Here is a 17,251-nt window from a genome sequence, read left to right on the forward strand (position 1 = left end):
CCGGGCGGGGCCCCCGGGCCCCCCCCCCCCCCCGGGGCCGCTCGGGGGGGGGGGGCGCGGGGGGGCGGCCCCCCCCCCCGTCGCCATGTCCGGAGCGCGGAAGTGCGCGCGGCACGTCTGCCTGCAGGTTTGGGGTTAAAAGCCCTACAGAAAGTTCGCGACGATCACTGCTGAGTCGTGTTGTCCAGTCCCAGGTGATGCTTTACCTCTCGGTTTTACCTGCCGCTTGGCGCCTGCGCGGGCTTCAGTTCTGGTCGGCCGGGTGGCCTGCATCTCCTGCTTGAGGTGGGAGGGCCGGGGCGTGGGAGCGGAGCCCGGGTGGTCTTTGCTCTTCCGTGCGTAGCTCACGGCGTCTTGTGACGGTTTCGCCGCGTGGGTCCTGCCGGCCAGGCCGCCTCGACCCGCACCCCGGCCCTGCCGCGATCGGTCTCTGCCCCAGGACCAGAGCTGATCACCGGACGCTGGACGGTGTTACGCGATGGGTCTTCAGCGTTTCTCGGTTTTCCGAATCCATCGGCCGGGTCGTTCTGCCAGAGCCCGCATGGTAAGGAGATTTTAAAGGTTGTGTCTGCGGGCCGACATGACATCGATATCGACGGGCATGTACGGCGGGGCGACGGTGTGCCAACATTGTTTGCGGCGGGGCACGTTCGCTGGCTGGATGGCGACCGCAGCGACAGCCTCGTCGCGTGGCGGTCCTACAGCAGTGAGTTATTCTGCGTCCCGCCTGAGCCAGCCGTGATGTTTGAGGCGGCGTGTGGGGCTCGGGCTCCCTGGTGAGGATTGAAATGAAGGAGGTATCTCGGGATGAAGACCTGGAGAAAATCGAGGCCGACCGGGGAACGACGGCGCCGAAAGGTTACCGGGCGGCTCGCGGCGCTGGTAGCGGCGATGGCGGGTTTGCTGGCCGCCGGGGTCGTGTTCGCAGGCCAGGCCAGCGCCATCCCGGTTCCGCCACCGGATGATCCGCCGCCTAACCCCGTACAGTGGTCGCTGATCAGCGATGTCAGCGGCCAGTGCCTCGACGTGTATAAGGTTTCGCTAAGCGTTGGGGGGGCGATGACGACTCGGCCGTGCAACGGGTCCTCCACGCAGAAGTTTCAGACCATATATGGCAGTGGGTTCGCTCAGATCAGGGACGTCAATACTCAGTTTTGTGTGGCAGTAACGTCCGCCTCGGACCCAACCCCGGGGGGCGTCTACCAGGGGAATTGCGGAAGTTCGATTTTTGTGCATTGGACCCCGGTGTCAGGGCCTAACGGATCGACGCAGTGGCGCAACCAATCTGATGGTCTGTGCCTCGGCGTACCCGTGTCATCGATACATGACATCTTGGCCTACGACCGGTCCTGCGCCGATACGGGCACCTACTGGCACTTCGGCTAGGCTAGGCCGCTCCCCGCAATCAAGGTTTCTGGATAGTTTCATAGTCGATGGCGGGTCGGTATGAGATCCCCGGCATCGCATGGGTACGGATCAAGGCGCTGTTGCCGAGCACCCGCCCACGCGGTGCCGGTGATCGGACCATCGAGATCGGGGCCGAACCGAGCATCCGTGAACGTCTGTCGGCCCGCTCGCCTTGATGGTGCGCGAGAAGGGCCGAGTTATCGAGCGGAAGGCGGGCCGGGTGGCGCTGGCCGGTGGTTACGGTCGGAGGGTCGCTGGTGGGTCGAACTCGTGAGCGACGATGCCTCGGCAGAAGGCGCGCCATTCATGGGCGGAGATTGATAGGAACGGACTGTAGCGCTCGACGCTGTCGCGGAGGAGTACACCGACGATCGTGCCGTCGGTGACGTGGGCGGCCTGGACGCGGTGGCCGGGGGCACCGTCGCTGAAGCTTGAGGTGAGCCAGGTGACGTCGTGGCGTAGTAGGTGGTAGCGGCTCGGCCTGATCCTGCACAGCGGGGCGTCGTAGCTGGGCTTGGCGGTGTGCCGGGTCAAGGTGGTTCGTCCTCGGGTTGGTGGGGGGTACCGACGGCGGGACCCCGGGTAGACCGATTGGCTGTGTACCCGGGATCCCTTTCAAGCTGTCGGGCCGCTGCCGTGGTTGGTTGGTTGCGAGCGCTGGTGGACGGTGCTCGCGGGCGGTCGGCGTCAGTCGGTGGGTTGGGCGGGGTGTCGGCGGTTTAGGCGCGGCGTAGGTGGCCGTCGTCTATGGCGAAGACGAACGCGAGGTACTCCTGTTCGGAGAAGCCGAGGGTGGGGCCGTCGGGGTGGGTGCTGTCCCGGAGAACGACGCCGCCCTTGGCCGGGCCGTCGGTGAGGAAGGCGACCTCGACGCACATGCCGCCGGCGCCGTTGCTGTACGGGGAGCGGTGGAACGTCGGCTCGACGGGGAGGTCGGCGGCGGTGGGCTTCGTGGCGTTGTAGCGGGTCAGCCCGGATGGGCCCTGGCGGGGCTGATCGTCGCTGTCGAACATGGTCGTGTCTCCCGGTGGTGGTCGCGGCTGGTGTGCCGGGTCTGGCGTGCGGCCCTGTCGAATGGATCAGCGACATGAAACAGCGATCAAGGTGACGGGCAGACGTTGGCGGTCGCGGCACTAGGCATTGGGCCGGAGGTGGCAGCGCTTGTACTTCTGGCCCGAGCCGCACCAGCAGGGTTCGTCACGGCGAGGCTTTGTTGACGGCGCCCGCCGGCGTACGGCGGCCGCTCCGCCGTACGGGGAACGCGGAGTCCTACAACGGCATAGGCAACCGAGTAGACAACGAACTCTGGCGCCCACCCGACGAACGACCACCCGGACCGACGCGTGGTTGCGACCAGATCTTGCGCAATCCTGCCAACGCCTATCGTGCGGCGGTGATTTGTTCTCGGAGAATGTCACCGTGGCCGGCGTGACGGGCGAAGTCCTCGATCAGGAGCAGGTAGACAGACCGCAGGCTGACATCGCCAGCGCGGGGGTGCGCCCTGGTGTCGTCGAGTTCGAAGTCGGCGGCGATCAAGCGGGAACGCTCGCTGGCACGCTCGAACTCGGCGATCACGTCGGCCAGCGTCTCGCCGTCGGCGACAACGAAACTGCCGTCGTCACCGGTGGCGTAGCCGTCGCATGCGGACTCGTCCAGGCCGAGCAGGGTGCGTTGGAACCAGATGCGCTCGGCGGTGGCGGCGTGTTTGATCAGCCCGATCGGTGTGGTCAGTGAGACGACCAGGCGCCGCCGTGCGTCGGCCTCGGACAGCCCTCGCGCGGTGTCGATGAGCGCTTGCCGGTTACGGTCAAGCCAGCTCTCCAACATGAGACGTTCGGGTCCGGTGGTCATCCGGGGCCATATGAACATTGATTGTCCAGCCTTCTGGGTTGAAAGGAATTGACGGATCGGACCATGGGCGCGTACAGAGCAGCATGAGGGTCGATCGGACCAGGCCCGTCTCGATTGCCGAGTAGAACACCGATGACATCGGTGCCCGAGGCCCGCCGGGAATGTAGGCGCTGCAAACACTTCTCGGCCCTTGTCAGAGGGTCCTCGGGGAATGCCGTGTCCAGAGCCGAGGACGAGCCGGAGCGATCACAAGGATAACATCCAAGCCCCTTGGCGAGCGCCCGCGCCTCTACCGACCGAATTCCGCTACTTGGCGTGACAGGCGCAGGTACTCGGGCCGACACGACCAGGCTGGCCTTCGCCTGAACCTGCGTGGATGTTGTCCGAGCCGCCCCGGGGGCGCGGCGCGCGAACGGGTCACACCCCCAGAGCCGCGAACGCCTCGTCCAGGAGGTCGGCGAGGTTGAGGGTGTTGTCGGATCTCGCCCAGTGTGCGATGGCGATGTTCAGGCAGTCCAGGGCGGCGGCGGCCCGTACGGTATGCGTGATCTCCGGCTGCGGGGACGCGCCGCGTTCGGCGAGTGCCCGCGCCAGGGCGGGACGCCAGCCGTGCTGCTTCTCCCACTGGCGGGTGTGCAGCGCGGGGGTGGCCAGGACGAGCCGAGTCGTCGTGAGGGCGGCGTCGGGGTCCTGGCGGTAGATGTCGACGACGATGTCGAGCGCGCGGCGCAGCGCGGTCCAGTCGTCCTCGTCGGACGGCCGGGCACGCAGGGCGTCCGCCACCTGCTCGCCGTGGGCGTCGAGGGCGCCGAGGACCGCGTCCTCCTTGGTGCCGAAGTAGCGCAGGACGGTGCTGCGGGAGACGCCGGCGGCCGCGGCGATGTCGTTGATCGTGACCTTGTCGAAGCCGTCGCGGCGGAACAGCTCCAGCGCCACCTCGGCCAGCATCGCCCGCACCGCGCCGCGGGCTACCTCTCGCGCGGACGTCCGTGTCGCTACGTTCACCGACCGATCGTACCCATCGACTGAGCCCGGCTTGCACCCTGGAACCTCGGTCGCTAACGTGACACCGAGTTTCAGGCCGCCGGGTGAAAGCGTAGGGAACCGCCGTGACGGAAGAACTCCTCGTCTCTGTGGACGGGCACATCGTCGAGCCTCCCGATCTCTTCCTGACCCGACTCCCGAAGCACCTACGGGACCGGGCCGTCTGGGAGGAGGATCTGAAGATCGCGCCGCTGGGCGAGGACGGACGGACCGACTTCCGGAAGCTGCACACGCCCGGGTTCGAGGGCTGGACGAACTCCGCCTACCCGCATTTCGACGGCTCGCCGAACACCGGGCGCCCGGACCGGATCCTCGACGACATGGACAGCGAGGGCGTACGGGCGCAGGTGATGCACCCGAACCTGTCGTTCTTCGGCCTTTACTCGGATGACCACGAACTGTCGATGGCGCACGCCCGCGTGTACAACGACTACGTCGCCGAGACGTTCAGCCCGCACCGCGCGCGGATCGCGCCGACCGCGCCGATTCCGATGACCGATGTCGACGACGCGGTGGCTGAGATCGAGCGCGCCGCCGGGCTCGGCCTGCGGGCGATCCTGCTGCCGGCCGTGTCCCCGATTCCGTATCACTCGCGGGAGCTCGACCGGGTGTGGGCGGCGGCCCAGGCGAACGGCATGGTCGTGGTGTTCCATGTCGCGACCGGTGGGGTGAAGGTCAGCCGGGCCGCGTCACCAACGCTGCGGGGCCTCATGCTCACCGTCCAGGCACAGAGCCAGCCGCTGACCGACAACCTCGTCGTCGACCGGATCGTGTTCGCCGCGACCCAGCAGTCGCTGGCGCCCCAGCAGATCATCGCCTCCCTGGTGGGCGGCGGCGTCACCGAACGGTTCGGGGACCTGCATTTCGTGCTGGTCGAGTTCAACGCGAACTGGCTCGTGTCGTTCATGGCCGCGATGGACAAGGCGTGGACGCTGGGAGTCGGCCAGGACCGCGACTTCTGGGTCGGCCTCTGGGACAACGACCGACCTGAGGACGACCAGCCCGGTATGGCCCAGGTGTTCAAGCTCAACGAGCGGTGGCCCTACCCGCTGCGGCCCAGCGAATACGTCCAGCGCCAGATCCACGTGTCGTTCCAGGAGGACCCGATCGCGCTGGCCTGCCGGCACATCACCGGCCTGTCCACCCTCGTGTGGGGCGTCGACTATCCGCACCCGGAAGGAACCTTCCGACGCACCCGGGAAGCGGTCGCCGAGCAGTTCCGGGGCGTCAGCGCGCAGGACCGGGCGGCGATCCTCGGCGGCACCACCGCCAAGCTGTTCGGGCTCGAACTCCCGGTCGCCGTATGAGCACCGCCGACGACGGTGTCGGGGACGACCGCGGGGCGCTGCGACGGCTGCTCGACAAGGACGCCATCGTCGATCTCGTCCACCGCTACTCCTACTGTGTCGACCACAAGCTGAACGACGAACTCGCCGCGCTGTTCACCGACGACTGCGTCATCGACTACGGCCCCGGGTCCGCACCGGTCATCCGCGGGCGCGTCGCGTACCGGAAACTGCTCGACAGCGCGATCCGCGACGGCGTCGACCACGGGTTCGCCGCGACGAGCCACCACAACGCCAATGTTCTGATCGTGTTCGACACCGACGACCGGGCGACCGTCCGGACCTCGATGTACGCCTGGCACCGCACACAGGTCGGGAAGACTCCCCAGGTCTGGGGCTACTACCACGACGTCGCCGTACGGACCGCCGACGGCTGGAAGCTGCACGAACGGAAGCTGCACCTGCTCGGGACCGACGGCTGGCACGACGACTACCACCGCGCCGAGCACACGTCCCCGCGGATCGCCGACCCGGGCGGCCAACCGTAGGCGGCCGGCCACTCCCCCGCGGGCGCGAGATCGCGCCGCTGACGGACTGACCGGATCGCCCTCCTCGCAATGCCTCAACAGGCCGACCATGATTGAACGGGGACTTCTCTGTGGCACGCATCGAACCGCTCCCGCCCAGGGAGTGGCCCAAGGAGATGCGGCAGATCCTGGCCGCCCTCGAACCTCCGGGCACCCCCAGAAAGCTGACCACCGAGGGCCGTTCGAAGGCGCTGAACACACTCGGGACGTTCGCCCACCACACGACGCTGTCGCGGGCGTTCTACACGTTCAACGGTCACCTCATGTCGACCACCACGCTGACCGGCCGGCAACGAGAACTGATCGTGCTGCGCGTCGCGGCCCTGCGGAAGACGGGCTACGAATGGCTGCAGCACACCTTCATCGCGCGCGACGAGGGCCTGTCCGACGAGGAGATCCAGCGGATCGCGCTCGGCCCCGACGCCCCGCTGTGGGACCCACTCGACGCGGCGCTGCTGCGCGCCTGCGACGAGCTGATCGGCGTCGGCAAGATCGGTGACGAGACCTGGGCCGTGCTCGCCGACAAGCTCGACGTCCGGCAGCTCCTCGACGTGATCTTCACGGTCGGCGCCTACGAGACGCTCGCCTACCTGTTCGCCTCCTGCGCCATCGACATCGACGACGACCTGCGCGACGCCATCGCGCGTCGACAGTCGCCGACCACCTAGGCGCTCCGCCCCACCCGACCCGATCCGACGGGAGCCAACGATGTCCGTCACCGTCACCGTCAGCCCGATCAGCCCCGAGGTCGGGGTGAAGGTCACGGGCCTCGCCGGCAGCCAGCTGGCGGACCCGACCGTCGCCGCCGACACCCGCAAGTACCTCGACGAGCACGGCGTCGTCGTCTACCGCGAGGCGCACATCGGCGACGCCGACCTGGTCGCGCTCAGCCGGCTGCTCGGTGAGGTCGTCGTCGCGCCGATGGGCGGTGAGGCAGAGTTCCCCGAGGTCTCCGCGATCTCCCTCGACCCGGCCCAGAGCGCCCTGGCGGCCTACCGGACGGGCACCTTCTACTGGCACATCGACGGCGCGAACGACCTGGTGCCGCAGAAGGCGACCCTGCTCACCGCGCTGGAGGTCGCGACCGAGGGCGGCGACACCGAGTTCGCGAACCTCTACGCCGCCTACGACTCGCTGTCCGACGACGACAAGGCCCGGTTCGCCAACCTGCGCGTGGTCCACAGCTTCGCGGCCACCCAGCGGCTCATCAATCCCGATGCCTCCGACAGGGTGCGCGCCAGCTGGGAGAAGGTCCCGTCCCGGGAGCATCCACTGGTCTGGACCCGGCGCAACGGCCGCAAGTCCCTGCTCGTCGGTACGACGGCGGACTACATCGTCGGCCTGCCGGCCGAGGAAGGCCGCGCGCTGCTGGACCGACTCCTCGGCTGGGCCACCCAGCCCCGGTTCTCGCTACGCCACCAGTGGTCACGCGGTGACCTGGTCATCTGGGACAACACCGGCATCCTGCACCGAGCCCAGCCCTACACCGCCGCGTCCCGCCGCCTGATGCACCGGACCACCCTCCTCGGCGAGGAGGCCGTCGCCTGACCATCGGTTGCTCCGATGCAGGCCGACCAACCCGTTCAACGCCGAGGCACCGATCCAGGCAAACGCCGTAACCTCGCCGACCGCGGCCCGCCGACCATTCAGGTTGGATTTCCCGACCTCATACCGGCGGCGCTCTCGGCGACGACCTGCTTAAGCCGGTCTGGCGATACCAGTAATCGAGCGTGAACGTGGCGCGGAGTCCCTCCACCGATCGTCGAGACGGTGAAATTCTTTCCGAGCCCTAACCCGCTCATCCGCAGGAGCATCAGTGATCAAGGTAGTCAGGGCGCTGACAGCGTTCTTCGTCGCCTTCGGTGCCGTACTGATCGGCACGACGGGAACCGCCAGCGCCGCGACGCATGACCCGGTCATTTTCGTCTACGGGTTCAACGGCTCGACGTCGACGTGGACAGACATGGTGGCGAACTTCGAAGCCAACGGATGGTCCGCGTCTCAGCTGGTGGTGTTCACCTACGACTCACACCAGTCGAACGTCACCACGGCGAGCCAGCTCGCGGCCAAGGTGACCAGCGTCCTCGCGAGCACCGGGGCGAGCAAGGTCGACATCGTCAGCCACTCGATGGGCGCGCTTTCCTCCCGCTACTACCTGAAGTCACTCGGCGGGACCGCGTACGTCGACGACTGGGTGTCGCTCGGCGGTCCCAACCACGGGACCAGCACGGCGAACCTGTGCGCGCTGCTCTACACGTCGTGCTCGCAGATGCTTTCCGGCTCGTCCTTCCTGACCAGCCTGAACGCGGGCGACGAGACGCCTGGCGCGGTCAAGTACGGCACCTGGTGGTCGTCCTGCGACGAGGTGATCAACCCCGACTCCAGCGTCCTGCTCTCCGGCGCGACCAACACGGCGGCCGGATGCCTGGCGCACACCCGACTACATGACGACGCCACCGTGGCGAGCCAGGTCCGGGCTTTCCTGAGCTGACGGGCTCGTCGTCCGCCGACGAACGACGTGCCGGGCCTGGGCCAGCGCCCGACGGGCCCGGGCCCGGCACGCGTCAGCAAGAGCCGTCAGGGCCGGACAATGACTTGCTCGTGACCGATTCTGTCGCCCGGCTCCACCGAGCAGGCAATCTGGAGAGCGTTCAGACAAAGGCGGGCCAGCTGTTCGACTCCGTCGTCGAAGTCGATCTCCAGAAGCTTCTGCACGAACCACATCTCGGCGAAGCGGTTCATCATCGCGCTCATCGCCAGGAGCGCGACCTCGGTATCGACGTCGGCGGCCGTGCAGCGGTGGGTCTGGGTCCGGCGAACCGCCCGGGCGATCCGGGCCCGGTCGGCCTCAAGATATTCGAACGTGATAGCGGCCAGCTCCGGCTCGTATCGAGAGATCACCTCGATGGCGGCGATGACGCGCGCCTCGTCCCGGTAGACCGTCAGGTACCGCCGGGTCAGCTGCCTGACCAGCTCGGCCGGCGAGGCGAGGCCGGTCGGCTCGGACGTAGCGGCGCAGGTCGGCTCCTGGAGCAGACCGCCTACCGCCCGCGCGACCTCGCAGAGGATCTGCGTCTTCGAGTCGAAGTAGTGGTAGAAGGATCCGTACGAGACTCCGGCCCGGTCCGCGATGTCGGCGATCTTAGCATCGAGGAAGCCGCACTCCTCGAACACGGTTTTCGCGGCCTGTATCAGTCGGGCCTTGGTCGCCTTGCCCCGGAGATTTCGCGGCGCGCTCGTCTTCTCCCGGCCCGCCCATTCGGTTGTCGACACCGCTGCGCGCGTGGACAGGGTCAACCTCCTCCTGCGTGGTTTCGAGATCTACCCGACAAAGGTGAGATCACCAGCAGGCAGCAGGCACCGCCGAGATGGCAACCGGTACGTACGGCGCCAGGCTGGGGCGCGGTGGTGGCCGTGCCCCAGGCCTGGCGCCAGTGAACCGGGATAGGTCAGCTGGTGGACAACGCCCACTTCTGCAGTGTCGGGTCGTACTTGAACAGGTGCAGCGGCACAGCCCCGCCCGGGTTGCCAGGCGTGTAGTTCGCCTTTTCGAGACCACCGGGGACCACGAAGGAACCGAGCGAGAAGGCGGCCTGCTGGAAACTCGCGTAGGTCAGGTTCTTGCCGGCCTTCTGGGCGATGGCCGTGAACAGGTCCAGATAGCGGCAGGACACGTTCTCGGACGTTCCGAAGGTGGGCTTCCCCGTGGGGATGGTGGTCGGGTCGAGCAGCGTGCCCTTCAGCGACGGGATGGCCGCCTCGGCGGTGGCGATGCAGGCCTGGTTAGGCGCGTTGTTCCAGTCGGAGGCGATTCCGAGGGCCTGCGCGTTGTTCAGCGTGCTGAAGTCGTGCTTGCCCGACGAGAGCGAGTAGGCGCTGGCCTGCCCCTGGTCGGTGAACAGCAGCTGGGGCCGGTAGGAGGTGGCCTTCTCCAACTGAGCGGGGAACGAGCCCGAGGCCCCACCGACGACAATGACCGCGTCTGCGCCGACGGACTGGAACTTCTGGACGAACACACCGGTCTGCTGGGCGACGGCGGCGGGGTCCGTGATCGGAGCGTCCATCACCGCGGTCGCGACCGGCGTCACGCCGAGCTTCTTCAGCGCCGGCGCCACGACGCTGTTCATCGTGTACTGGTCGGCCTTGTAGCCGATGACGGCGACCTTCTTGCTCTTCAGGCCACCGTTGTCGAACAGCTTCAGGCCGTCCCCGGCCGCGTCACCGCCGCGCAGGTCGGAGAACCACGGAGCCTGCGCCTTGAGGTAGCGGGAGGCGTTGAGGTCGCCGCCGACGGTCAGGGTCTTGTGGATCTGGACGTAGCAGAGCGCGTCGTCCGCGTTGAGGCTGCCGATGACGGCGAAGACCTTCTCGTCCTGGGTCAGATGAACGCAGGTGTCCTGCGCGCCGGCCGGCGAGATGACGTTGACCGCGCCGAACACCGGCACGATCTTCCGGCCGTTGATACCGCCCGCGGCGTTGACCTTGTCGACCAGCGCCGTGAACACGGCCTGGTAGTCACCGTGGTCGACGTTCACGTACTGCTTGACGACGGACAGGTCGGGATAGACAAACCCGATCTTGATGCTGTCCGCGGTCACGCCCGGCGAGATCGCCGGCGCCGGTGCCGCCTTCAGGGTCGCGGTCGGGGCCGGGACGGGGGCGTCCTTCTTCGAGGTGGTGCTACAGCCCGCCACGGCCAGCGCGGTCGCGGCGGCGACGGCTAATATCGCCAGCCGTCCAGTACGGCGTAAGTCCATGTCCAGCTCCATTGTCGGGTTCGTCGGACCGGGTCGTGGGAAGCCGCGATGCGAAGAGCGGCCGCATTGACGCGGGGCAGGCCGTGGGCAGCGACGGCCGTCCGGCGGCCCGAGGGTGTTGCGCAGGGAGTGACGCGCCACAGGCGCAGCGTGCCGTGCTCCAGGCCACTAGCGTGCGCTAGCTGTCGGGGCGTAGGCTAGCACCGCGTCGCTAGCGCGCACAAGCCCGCTTCGGGTCGCCGGCGCGCGGCCGACACCGGCCTCCCGCCATGGCCAGCGCATACCGCGGCGCGCGGGGCTCCGCGACGCCCGGGTCAGCCCGCTCGTGCCCTTCCCGCCAAGGTCAGCCCGCCACCTTGATCGCCGTTTTCGCCCTCTGGTGGCTACGAAACAGACCCGGTAACGACCACCAGAGGGCCGAAACAGCGATCATGGAACGCCAAACGGGCGAACGTTGCCGGAGGCGGCACTAGACGGCTCTTTGACAGACGCGGACGCCCGTCAGCAGGCCCGCCGTCCAGCCGAGGCGGACGCGCGTCAGCAGCCGTTCCGCCCGCTCGAGGCGGCCTCGTCCGCGTCGCTCCGGTCCGTTCGCAGCAGCGTCGCCAGAGCGTCGAGCGCGTCCTTGACGCGCTGGACCTCGGCCGGGTCGCTGGTGCCGATCCGCTCGGCGATGGCCTGGTCGATCACCGCGGTGGGGCGGTCCCGCGACCGGTTCAGCGCGCTGGCCGTGGGACGTACGAGGGTCCTGCGCCGGTCCGCGGGGTCGCTCACGGTCTCGAACACCTCGGCCTCGCGCAGGCGGGCCACGCACGCCGAGACCTGGCTCTGCGGGAACTCGACGCGGGCGGTGATCTCGGAGATCGAGCTGCCGGGGTTCTCGAAGACGTCGAACACGATCGCCCGGGTCGGGCCGGACAGGCGCAGGATGCCGACCTCGGGGATCGACTGCTCGCCAAGCTTCATCAGCCGGCGACCCAACTGGAACAGCTCGAACCCATCCATGGCATCCTTACATCAAGCGCGATACATCTATCTTGATGGAGCTGTGGCCCTGAGCCAGTGTGCCAGGCCGCCCCGCCGAACCTCGCTGTGCAGCCGAACCTCGCCGTGCAGCCGAACCTCGCCGTGCAGCCGAACCTCGCCGTGCGCCAGACCCGCGCGCCGCGCGCCAGACCCGAACGTGGAGGGCCGTGTGCTGATCCGCCTGCTCGTTCCCTACGCGCGCTCCTATCGCCGTGACGTCGCCCTCGTGACCGTCCTCCAGACCGTGCAGTGTGCCGGCGCCCTCTATCTTCCCGACCTGAGCGCCGACGTGATCGACAGGGGCGTCCTGCCCGGCGACACCGGCTACATCTGGCGGGTCGGCGCTGTCATGATCGGCGTCTCGCTCGCCCAGCTGGCCTGCGCCATCGGCGCCGCCCGGGTCGCGTCCCGGATCTCCGCCTTCCTGGCCCGCGACCTGCGAGCGGCGCTGTTCCGCCGGGTACAGGCGTTCTCCGCCCGCGAGCTGAACCAGTTCACGCCGGCGTCACTGGTCGTGCGGACCACCAACGACGTCCAGCAGATCCAGATGCTCGCCCAGATCACGCTCATGTTCATGGTGACCGCGCCGCTGATGTGCGTCGGCGGGGTCGTGTTCGCGCTCGGCCAGGACGCGCCGCTGTCGCTGCTTCTCGTCGTGGTCGCGCCCCTGCTGGGCGGTCTCGCCTGGGCGGTCCTGCGCCGGATGACACCGCTGTCGGTGACCCTGCAGAACACGACGGACTCGGTGAACCGAATCCTGCGCGAGCAGATCATCGGGCTGCGGGTGATCCGGGCCTTCGTCCAGGAGGATCGCGAACAGGAGCGGTTCGCGGCGTCGAACACCCTGCTGACCGACGTGTCGGTGGGCGTCGGCCGGCTGATGGCGCTGCTGTTCCCGCTCGTCACCGCCGTCGCCAGCGTCGCCGGGGTCGCCGTCGTCTGGTTCGGCGCGCACCGCGTCGAGTCCTCCGCCATCGGGGTCGGCGCCCTGTCCGCGTTCCTCGGCTACGTGCTGCAGATCCTCGGCGCGGCGACGATGGTGACCTACCTGCTGCGGATGCTCCCCCGCGCACAGGTCTGCGCCGGACGCATCAGCGAGGTCCTCGACACCGAGAGCAGCGTGCTCCCGCCGAAGACGGCCGCGCCGAAGCTCATCGCGCCCGCGCGAGTGGAGCTGCGCGACGTGGGATTCCGCTACCCGGGCGCCGAGGCTCCCGTCCTGCGAGGCGTCAGCCTGGTCGCGGACCGCGGCGAGACCGTCGCGATCATCGGCAGCACCGGCAGCGGCAAGAGCACCCTTCTCAGCCTCGTGCCCCGGCTTGTCGATCCCTCCGAGGGTGTCGTGCTGGTCGGCGGCGTCGACGTGCGGTCGCTCGACCGGGCACTGCTGAGCAGGACCATCGGCTACGTCCCCCAGCGGCCCTACCTGTTCTCCGGGACCATCGCCTCGAACCTTCGCTACGGCGATCCCGACGCCACCGACGACGAGCTGTGGCACGCCCTCGACATCGCCCAGGCCCGCGCGTTCGTCGAGGCCCTCCCCGAGGGCCTCGACGCCCCGGTGGCCCAGGGAGGCGCCAGCTTCTCCGGCGGCCAGCGCCAGCGGCTCGCGATCGCGCGCGCCCTGGTCGTCCGGCCCGACGTGTACCTGTTCGACGACTCCTTCTCGGCCCTGGACTACGCGACCGACGCCCGGCTGCGGGCCGCGCTCGCCACCCAGACCGCGGCCGCGGCGGTCATCGTCGTGGCCCAGCGCGTCAGCACGATCCGCGACGCCGATTGGATCGTCGTGCTCGACGAGGGACGGGTGGTCGGCACCGGCGGACACGACGAGCTGTTCGCCGGCAACGGCACCTACCGCGAGATCGTGCTCTCCCAGCTCACCGAGGCGGAAGCCGCATGAGCAGGCTCCGCCGCACCCGCCGCTCCCCCGGCGCCGCCGTCGACGCCGCGGGCCGGCCCGACCGCTCCTCGAACACCCGCGCCACGGTCGGCCGGCTCTGGCGGATGAGCCGGCACCAGTGGGCGCCGCTGACGGGAACGGTCGTCTTCGGTCTCGCGAGCGTCATCCTCACCACGATCGGGCCGTGGCTGCTGGGCCGCGCGACCAACCTCGTCCTGGCCGGCGCCTTCGGGCACGCCCTCGACGCCCACACCACCCGCGCCGAGGTACTGCGCGACCTGCGCGCGCACGGGCACGGAACCGAGGCCCAGACGCTGAGCACCGTGGACTTCGTCCCGGGCCGGGGCATCGACTTCGACGCCGTCGGCAGGGTTCTGCTGGTCGCGACGCTGCTGTACCTGGCGGCCGGCCTGTGCGCGTTCGTCCAGGGGTGGCTGGCGAACCTCGCCGTGCAGCGCGCCATCCAACGGCTGCGCCAGGACGTCGAGGCGAAGATCTTCCGCCTGCCGGTGGCGTACTTCGACCGGCACCGGCGCGGCGACATCCTCAGCCGCGTCACGAACGACATCGACAACCTCAGCCAGAGCCTCCAGCAGACCCTCAGCCAGCTCGTCATCCCGCTGTTCAGCATCGCCGGAATGCTGGCCGCCATGTTCTGGGTCTCCCCGCTGCTCGCGGTGATCTCCCTGGTCACCGTCCCGCTGTCGCTCGTCGTCGTGGCGCGGGTCGGCCGGCGTTCGCAGCCGCTCTACCTGGAGCAGTGGAAGCAGACCGGCCGGCTCAACGGGCAGATCGAGGAGATGTACAGCGGCCACGGGGTCGTCAAGGCCTTCGGGCGCGAGCAGGAGGCCGCCGACCGTTTCGCGGCGGACAACGAGCTGCTCGCCCAGACGACCCTGCGGTCACAGGCGATGTCGAGCACGCTCCAGCCGGCGATGACGTTCCTCAGCAACCTCAACTACGTCCTCGTCGCGGTCGTCGGCGGTGTACGGATAGCCGCCGGCGCGCTGAGCGTCGGCGACGTCCAGGCGTTCATCCAGTACTCCCGGCAGTACAGCCAGCCATTGGTCTACCTGGCGAGCATGGCCGGCATGGTCCAGTCCGGCGTCGCCTCCGCCGAGCGCGTCTACGAGTTCCTCGACGCCCCCGAGCAGGTCCCGGACCCGGTGACGCCCGGATTTCTGCCGGTCCCGGCCACCGGCCGGGTGGCCTTCGAGGGCGTCACCTTCCGCTACCACCCTGACCGGCCGCTCATCGAGGAGCTCTCACTGGTCGCCGAGCCGGGCCACACGGTCGCCATCGTCGGACCGACCGGCGCCGGCAAGACCACCCTGGTCAACCTGCTTCTGCGCTTCTACGAGCTCGCGGCGGGGCGCATCACGCTTGACGGGGTCGACATCGCCACGCTCACCCGCGCGCAGGCGCGGTCCCGCGTCGGCATGGTCCTGCAGGACACCTGGCTGTTCGGCGGCACCATCGCCGACAACATCGCCTACGGAGTGCCGGGCGCCACCCGCGAGCAGGTCGTCGCCGCGGCGACGTCCGCCCTCGCCGACCGGTTCATCCGCACCCTGCCGGACGGCTACGACGCGGTCCTCGACGACGACGGCACCAGCCTGAGCGCGGGCGAGAAGCAGCTGCTCACGATCGCGCGCGCCTTTCTGACCGAACCGCCGATCCTGGTCCTCGACGAGGCGACCAGCTCGGTCGACACGCGTACCGAGGTCCTCATCCAGCACGCGACCGCCTCGCTGCGCGCGGGGCGCACCGCCTTCGTCATCGCGCACCGGCTGTCCACGATCCGGGACGCCGACACGATCATCGTCATGGAGAACGGCGCCATCGTCGAACAGGGATCGCACGAACGACTCGTCCACGCGGGCGGCGCCTACGCCCGGCTGTACGCGGCCCAGTTCGCGGACGCCACGACGGCGACGTCCTGAGGCCGTTCACGGGCTTGTGCGCGCTAGCGGCGCGCTGATAGCGTCCGCCATCACTAGCATGCGCTAGCTGCCTGCGACCAGCAAGTTCTTACTAGCGGGTAACGGTGGCGCCGGCACCGGCCCGCCACATCGCCAGACCTTTCAAGGGAAAGATATGGGCGCGCACAGACGAAGGTTATCTGGCGGGATCGCGGCCGCCGTCACGCTCGCGCTGGCGACCAGCTGCTCGTCGGCACCCGGCGGGAGCAGCGGAAACAGCGGGAACACGGCCTGCGACTCGCCCGGGGTCACGTCGAACCAGATCAAGCTCGGGTTCGTGTATCCCGCCACCGGACCGTCGAGCACGGCGCTCTCGGCGGCCCGTGCCGGACTCGACGCCAGAATCGGCCTCGCGAACGAGCAGGGCGGTGTGCACGGGCGGCGGATCACCTACGAATGGGGCGACGACCAGGGCACCGCGTCCGGCGCCGCGGTCGCGATCGACAGTCTGGTCCAGCAGCGGAACGTCTTCGGCCTGGTGTCGGCGAGCGCCTCGCTGGGCGACTCGATGACCGCCCTGACCAAACAGGAGGTGCCGGTCACCGGAACCGCCATCGAGCCGACCTGGGCCGGCCACGACAACATGTTCTCCTTCATCTACTCGGCGTCCCCGGCGGTGGTCGGCAGGTATGTCCGGGCCGCCCACGGCACCAGGGTCGCCATCATCATCGGCGACCCGTCGGCCCTGACCTCCGAGAACACCGTGATGTACGAGCAGAGCCTGCGCGCGGCCGGGGCGAGCGCGGTCCAGACGTTCTCCTACGTGGCCACCACCGGTAACCCGGCCCAGGTGGCCAACAAGATAAACAGTTTCGGCGCCGACGCGCTGCTGGGCATCACCGCGCCGGACGACTTCGCGCAGGTCGTCCAGGCGACCCGCGTCGCGGGCGCCCATCTCGCCGTAAGCGTGGTTCTCACCGGCTACGACCGAAGCGTGATCGCCAGTGCGCACGGCAAGGCGCTGGCTGGCGTGTCGATGCCGGTCTTCTTCCGCCCGTTCGAGGCGGGCGGACCGGCGATCCAGCAGTACCAGCACGCGATGGTGACCTACGCCCCGGAATCAGGTGACCCGGACCAGCAGTTCGCCGTGTTCACCTACATCAGCGCGGACATGTTCCTGCGCGGACTCGACCTCGCCGGGCCCTGCCCCACCCGAGCGGGCTTCATCAAGGCGCTGCGCGGCGTCTCCTCCTACGACGCCGGCGGCCTGATCGCGCCCATCGACCTGCGCGACGACTCGGGCAAGCCACTTTCCTGTTACGCGTTCGTCCAGGTGGCACCCGACGGCACGGCGTTCCAGGTCGTCCGCGACCGCGTCTGCGCCGACGGCAGCACCGGCTGAGCGCGTCGCGGCGCGCGCGGTGTGGGTGCGGAAGGGGCCTCAACCTTGCCCACACCGGCGCGCCGC

General features: G+C 68.9%; 17 protein-coding genes. 9 read left to right on the forward strand and 8 right to left on the reverse strand.

What is annotated here, in order from left to right; translation table 11 throughout:
- Window positions 1-891: 891 nt before the first annotated feature.
- A complete protein-coding gene (locus tag I6A60_RS44115) occupies window positions 892-1,386 on the forward strand; it encodes an RICIN domain-containing protein (protein ID WP_374487261.1) in 495 nt (164 codons plus the stop codon).
- A 258-nt stretch (window positions 1,387-1,644) separates the two neighbouring features.
- Here the strand turns inward: I6A60_RS44115 and I6A60_RS21755 are convergent, their stop codons facing one another.
- The 5 genes from I6A60_RS21755 to I6A60_RS21775 form a co-directional block, all read right to left on the reverse strand.
- Window positions 1,645-1,941, reverse strand: a complete 297-nt coding sequence (locus I6A60_RS21755) for a DUF397 domain-containing protein (RefSeq protein WP_203023630.1) — start codon at window positions 1,939-1,941, stop codon at window positions 1,645-1,647.
- Window positions 1,942-2,126: 185 nt separating this feature from the next.
- Window positions 2,127-2,420 (reverse strand): DUF397 domain-containing protein, encoded by a 294-nt coding sequence (locus tag I6A60_RS21760; protein WP_203023628.1) that lies wholly within the window; start codon window positions 2,418-2,420, stop codon window positions 2,127-2,129.
- Window positions 2,421-2,540: 120 nt separating this feature from the next.
- On the reverse strand, window positions 2,541-2,825 hold the full coding sequence (locus I6A60_RS44120; RefSeq protein WP_374487260.1) for an SEC-C metal-binding domain-containing protein: 285 nt from the start codon (window positions 2,823-2,825) through the stop codon (window positions 2,541-2,543).
- Entirely contained in the window at window positions 2,788-3,276 is a 489-nt protein-coding gene (locus I6A60_RS21770) for a DinB family protein (RefSeq protein WP_203023624.1), read from the reverse strand. Before I6A60_RS21770 ends, I6A60_RS44120 begins: the two co-directional genes overlap by 38 nt.
- Before the next feature lie 399 nt (window positions 3,277-3,675).
- Window positions 3,676-4,206 (reverse strand): TetR family transcriptional regulator, encoded by a 531-nt coding sequence (locus tag I6A60_RS21775; protein ID WP_203023636.1) that lies wholly within the window; start codon window positions 4,204-4,206, stop codon window positions 3,676-3,678.
- A gap of 161 nt (window positions 4,207-4,367) precedes the next feature.
- Here I6A60_RS21775 and I6A60_RS21780 point away from each other — a divergent pair, with 161 nt between their 5' ends.
- The 5 genes from I6A60_RS21780 (at window position 4,368) to I6A60_RS21800 (ending at window position 8,666) form a co-directional block, all read left to right on the forward strand.
- Window positions 4,368-5,609 carry an amidohydrolase family protein gene (locus I6A60_RS21780; RefSeq protein WP_203023622.1) on the forward strand — a complete coding sequence of 414 codons (1,242 nt, stop codon included), beginning with the start codon at window positions 4,368-4,370 and terminating at the stop codon, window positions 5,607-5,609.
- Window positions 5,606-6,136 carry a nuclear transport factor 2 family protein gene (locus I6A60_RS21785; RefSeq protein ID WP_203023620.1) on the forward strand — a complete coding sequence of 177 codons (531 nt, stop codon included), beginning with the start codon at window positions 5,606-5,608 and terminating at the stop codon, window positions 6,134-6,136. Before I6A60_RS21780 ends, I6A60_RS21785 begins: the two co-directional genes overlap by 4 nt.
- 110 nt (window positions 6,137-6,246) lie before the next feature.
- Window positions 6,247-6,843 carry a carboxymuconolactone decarboxylase family protein gene (locus tag I6A60_RS21790; RefSeq protein WP_203023618.1) on the forward strand — a complete coding sequence of 199 codons (597 nt, stop codon included), beginning with the start codon at window positions 6,247-6,249 and terminating at the stop codon, window positions 6,841-6,843.
- Window positions 6,844-6,883: 40 nt separating this feature from the next.
- Window positions 6,884-7,723 carry a TauD/TfdA family dioxygenase gene (locus tag I6A60_RS21795; protein WP_203042671.1) on the forward strand — a complete coding sequence of 280 codons (840 nt, stop codon included), beginning with the start codon at window positions 6,884-6,886 and terminating at the stop codon, window positions 7,721-7,723.
- Window positions 7,724-7,991: 268 nt separating this feature from the next.
- Window positions 7,992-8,666 carry a triacylglycerol lipase gene (locus tag I6A60_RS21800; protein WP_203011791.1) on the forward strand — a complete coding sequence of 225 codons (675 nt, stop codon included), beginning with the start codon at window positions 7,992-7,994 and terminating at the stop codon, window positions 8,664-8,666.
- A gap of 86 nt (window positions 8,667-8,752) precedes the next feature.
- Here I6A60_RS21800 and I6A60_RS21805 read toward each other — a convergent pair whose 3' ends face one another.
- From I6A60_RS21805 to I6A60_RS21815, 3 genes are all read right to left on the reverse strand, one after another.
- On the reverse strand, window positions 8,753-9,448 hold the full coding sequence (locus tag I6A60_RS21805; protein ID WP_307873800.1) for a TetR/AcrR family transcriptional regulator: 696 nt from the start codon (window positions 9,446-9,448) through the stop codon (window positions 8,753-8,755).
- Between the two features lie 176 nt (window positions 9,449-9,624).
- Window positions 9,625-10,932, reverse strand: a complete 1,308-nt coding sequence (locus I6A60_RS21810) for an ABC transporter substrate-binding protein (protein ID WP_203011793.1) — start codon at window positions 10,930-10,932, stop codon at window positions 9,625-9,627.
- Between the two features lie 537 nt (window positions 10,933-11,469).
- A complete protein-coding gene (locus I6A60_RS21815; RefSeq protein ID WP_203011795.1) occupies window positions 11,470-11,937 on the reverse strand; it encodes a MarR family transcriptional regulator in 468 nt (155 codons plus the stop codon).
- Between the two features lie 190 nt (window positions 11,938-12,127).
- On the opposite strand from I6A60_RS21815, the gene I6A60_RS21820 reads away from it, so the two are divergent.
- The 3 genes from I6A60_RS21820 (at window position 12,128) to I6A60_RS21830 (ending at window position 17,185) form a co-directional block, all read left to right on the forward strand.
- Window positions 12,128-13,861, forward strand: a complete 1,734-nt coding sequence (locus tag I6A60_RS21820; protein WP_203055675.1) for an ABC transporter ATP-binding protein — start codon at window positions 12,128-12,130, stop codon at window positions 13,859-13,861.
- Window positions 13,858-15,804: an ABC transporter ATP-binding protein gene (locus I6A60_RS21825; RefSeq protein ID WP_203042668.1), complete on the forward strand. Its 1,947-nt coding sequence runs from the start codon at window positions 13,858-13,860 to the stop codon at window positions 15,802-15,804. The genes I6A60_RS21820 and I6A60_RS21825 overlap by 4 nt, the downstream gene beginning before the upstream one ends.
- A 154-nt stretch (window positions 15,805-15,958) precedes the next feature.
- Complete coding sequence (locus tag I6A60_RS21830) at window positions 15,959-17,185, forward strand: ABC transporter substrate-binding protein (protein WP_203024580.1); 1,227 nt, start codon at window positions 15,959-15,961, stop codon at window positions 17,183-17,185.
- The last annotated feature ends 66 nt before the right edge of the window (window positions 17,186-17,251 follow it).

Origin of the sequence: Frankia sp. AgB1.9 (assembly GCF_016786355.1) — a bacterium.
Taxonomy (GTDB): Bacteria; Actinomycetota; Actinomycetes; order Frankiales; family Frankiaceae; genus Pseudofrankia.